The sequence below is a fragment of the Candidatus Darwinibacter acetoxidans genome, from assembly GCF_041936445.1.
Lineage (GTDB): Bacteria > Bacillota > Limnochordia > Darwinibacteriales > Darwinibacteriaceae > DTU010.
On record NZ_JBHGXH010000134.1, the window covers coordinates 1 to 4050 of the forward strand.

Sequence of the window (4050 nt, forward strand, 5' to 3'; positions counted from 1 at the left end):
GCCTTGTCGATCACTTTCCTGGCAAAGTCCCTGACTACCGGTGAAGCAATAACCATGAGTATGATGATAAAGACCGCCTTGAAAGCCTTGATGGCTTCAGGGTTCACTTCCAGCCGGAGCAGGGTCCTGTTGAGCACCTCGATAGTGTACGCTCCGATGATCGAACCGGAGATGCTGAATTTGCCGCCGGCCAACGAGTTTCCGCCTAAGGCGACAGCCAGAATCGCGTCCATCATGATGAATTTGAGCAGGTTGACACTGTCGTGGCGCCCGGCTTTGTTAACCGCGATGAAGCCCGCGACCGCACTGCACACTCCCATGATTAAGAAGGTCAGGAAGATCACCTTCTTGGGGTTGATGCCGTTCAGCCGCGCCGCGCTGGGGTTGACCCCCACGGATTCCACATAGAGCCGGAGGTTGGTGGTCTTGAGGACCACCACAACCAGCGCGATGAAGACGGCCGTGAGGATGATGGGTGTCTGGATGGGCACACCCGGTATGACGGTGCCGATCTGGTTGGAGATGGGGTTCGCCAGGATGGGCGACACCTTCCCATCAATGATAAAGGCGATGGATCTTCCCCCCAGGAAGAGGATGAGGGTGGCCACCATGGGTTGAACATTGAAGAAGGAAACCAGGGTACCGTTGAAGGCCCCGATGACCATCCCCGCCAGGCAGCTGATGAGAAAACCCGCCAGGATCGTCCACACCGTGACATTCCCGGCCCGCAGGACATACTGGACAAAGATGGCGGAACTGATCGCACCGCTCTCACCAATGCTGATGTCCTGGCCCCGGGAGGCCGCGGTGACCAGGGTCATCCCGATGGACAGGATCACCAGCTCCGAGGCGCCGAAGAGGATATTGGGTATGTTCCCGTACAGTACTCCGTTGATCAGGGTAATCTTGAAGTAGTCGGCACCCTTGACCAGGTTAATGATCAGGAGCACCACTAAAACGGAGAGGGGAAGGAAGAGATGGGACATACGATTGAACCGTCTTTTTAACCTTGGCATTCTACTCGCCCCCCTGCGCGATCAGCTGCATCACGTTTTGCTCCGTAAGGTCCGCCCCACTCAGTTCGCCCACGATCTCCCGGTCCTTCATCACGATCAGCCGCGAGCAGACACGGAGCATCTCGTCGATCTCCGAGGAGATGAAGGTGAGGCTCATCCCCTCCGCCGCCAGCTTGAGCACCAGCTTTTGAATCTCCACCTTGGTGCCCACATCGATCCCCCTTGTGGGTTCATCCAGGATCAGGTACATGGGGTGGGTGAGCAGCCAGCGGGCCAGGATCACCTTCTGCTGGTTGCCGCCGGAAAGGGATTTGATGGGCGTGTCCAGGGACGGCGTCTTGATATCCAAGAGCTCGATATACTGATCGGCGAACTCTTCAGCCTGTTTGCGGGACAGCGGCTTGAAAAAGCCCTTCAGCACCTGCAGGGCCAGGATGATATTGTCCCGCACGGAAAGTTCGTCGATGATCCCATCCACCTTGCGGTCCTCCGGCAAATAGCCGATGCCCTGTTTCATGGCATCCAGGGGAGATTTGATTTTCACCATTTGGCCGTTTACGCGTACTTCACCGCCTGTTACTTTATCCGCGGCAAAGATGGCCCGCACACTTTCGCTGCGCCCCGAGCCCAGAAGCCCGGCAAATCCGTTCACCTCGCCTTTGCGGATGGCAAAGTCAAAGGGTCTCACCCCAGCGGCGCTGGAAAGGTTTTTCGCCGCGAACACAGGTACACTTTCGTCGGTTTGAGGCGGTTCGTGTTTCTTGATGGCCGAAATGTCGCTCAGCGCTTTACCCATCATCTTGGAGACGAGCTCGATTTGGGAAAGCTCCGCGGTGGGGTATTCGCCGATCAGCTGACCGTTACGCAGCACCGTGATGGTGTCGCTGATCTCGTAAACCTGATCGATAAAATGGGTAATGAAGATGATTCCTACACCCCGGGCCTTTAGTTCCCGCATGAGTGCAAAGAGCTTTTTCGTTTCATCTTCGTCCAGGGAAGATGTGGGCTCGTCCAGGATGAGGATCCTGCAGTCCATATCCACCGCGCGGGCAATGGCGATCATCTGCTGGACGGCAATGGAGCAGCTGGCCAGTTCCTGGGTGGGACTTGCGGGAATCCCCAGGGAATCCAGCATCTCGGCGGCTCTTTGGTTCATCTGCTTCCAGTTGACGAAAGCGTCCCGGCTCCGCCCGATAAACATGTTTTCGGCCACGGTCAGATTGGGGCAGAGCGCGATCTCCTGGAAGACCGTGCCTATCCCCATGTTCTGCGCATCTTGGGGCGATCTAAAGTTCACCGGCCTTCCCTCGAGGTAAATCTGGCCGGCATCCTTTTGGTACACACCAGTTATGATCTTGATCAGGGTAGATTTGCCCGCCCCATTTTCGCCCATCAGGGCATGGATCTCACCCTTGCGCAGCACGAAGTCAACGTTGTCCAGAGCTCTGACCCCGGGAAAGGATTTGCAGATCCCTTCCATTTTGAGAATGATTTCCGGCTGCAAGCAAAGCCCTCCTTACCGGCATCACATAAATTAACAGCAGTGCGGTTGACCGGAGAGAATCCGGACACCGCACTGCTTGGACCGTTAAAAGACTACCGTGTAATTACACCCTTGCCCGGATCGGGGTTAATCCCGTACTTCTCGATATGTTCATCGGTGATGGTATCCGTGTCTAGGATGATCTCTTCTTGATAGACGATGCCTTTGGGGATATTGCCGCTCTTGATCCACTGGTCGATCTGGCTGGCCATACGGGGGTTGCACTGTACGTCAGCGTTCCAGTAGCCGGCCTGTACGTTTCTCAGGGCAAAACGGTTGAAGTCAAAGCCAATGATCTTGACCTTGCCGTCTTTGCCAAAGCTGATCCCGGCGGCCTCCAGGGCTTGGCAGGCTCCCTGGGCCATACCGTCGTTCTGGGCATAGATGACGTTGAAGTCTTTGCCCGCGGCGATGGCGGCTTCAACAACTTTGCGGGCCTCTTCCAGGCTCCAGGTGTCTCCGCCGGTTCCATCCCAGACGATGTTGAGTTTGCCTTCTTCAGCGGCCTGGAGCACCGGGGCGCTGCGGCCGATCTCAGCCGCGCTGCCCAGCTGGCCGCGGATCAGGATGAGGTTAATGGGTTCGGGAACGTTTGCCAGTACCCAGTCGGTTGCCAGCTGGCCTTCAAAGTACATGTCGGAAACGAGTGCAGCTTCGTAGTTTTCGGGATCTGTGTCAATCAGCCGGTCAAAGAGGATTACCCTTACGCCTGCCCGCTTGGCCGCCAGCAGGACATCATCCCATCCGGAGGCGTGGGCCGCGGAGATCAGCAGATAATCGACGCCGTCGCGAATATACCCCATGGCCGCCGCCATCTGTTCATTGACGTCGGCGGTGTTGGTCTGCTTCGCATCGTAGCCGTTTTCCCGGGAAAAGACCAGGTTCAGGTCCTCCACGTTGGCCTGGCGGTAGCCGGATTCTTCTGGCGGCAGGTTGACAATACCCACCTTAATCAGATCTTGTGCAGCCACCAGGGCAGAGCCCCACGCCAAAACCAACACAAGCACCAACAGTAATAGTCCTACTTGTGGCAGCTTTCTCATCGTTAAACCCCCTCTAATTTTTTCCGACGTAACCAAGGCAACGCATCTCATGTCAAAAACCTCTTTCTGCTCTCCGGCCCTAACACCCTCCCCTTTCTATATATTGTGAGTTATATATTAAGCTGCCTTTTTTACTGATCCTCCGAATCTGCTGCACGAAGGGAGCCTCTGTGCCGAAATGGCTCAGTTACAACGACGAGAAATCACCAGTTTCAGTACGTCTCTATGCCGAATGTGTGAAAGCAAACTCTAGTGATATCTAACACATTCTACGCGAAAAACAATATTTTGTCAACTTTGCCCACTTCAGGGGTAAGTGTCAACGTTTAGTAGGTTGAGACCTCGCAGTTGCTTGTTTCACGGACCCAAGACCAGGATGGGGCGGTTGCGCTTCTAGGTACTGGCCAGGCCAGCTAATGCCCGAAGCGCGATTTTCCACGGCCGAGTC

General features: G+C 55.7%; 3 protein-coding genes. All 3 read right to left on the minus strand.

Going from position 1 to position 4050, the window contains the following annotated elements:
* Positions 1-986: ABC transporter permease (locus tag ACE4YL_RS04920; RefSeq protein ID WP_461369317.1), on the minus strand; the 986-nt coding region annotated here is incomplete at its 3' end.
* Between the two features lie 31 nt (positions 987-1017).
* A complete protein-coding gene (locus ACE4YL_RS04925; protein WP_461359930.1) occupies positions 1018-2520 on the minus strand; it encodes a sugar ABC transporter ATP-binding protein in 1503 nt (500 codons plus the stop codon).
* Positions 2521-2612: 92 nt separating this feature from the next.
* Complete coding sequence (locus ACE4YL_RS04930; protein ID WP_461359929.1) at positions 2613-3602, minus strand: substrate-binding domain-containing protein; 990 nt, start codon at positions 3600-3602, stop codon at positions 2613-2615.
* Positions 3603-4050 lie beyond the last annotated feature (448 nt).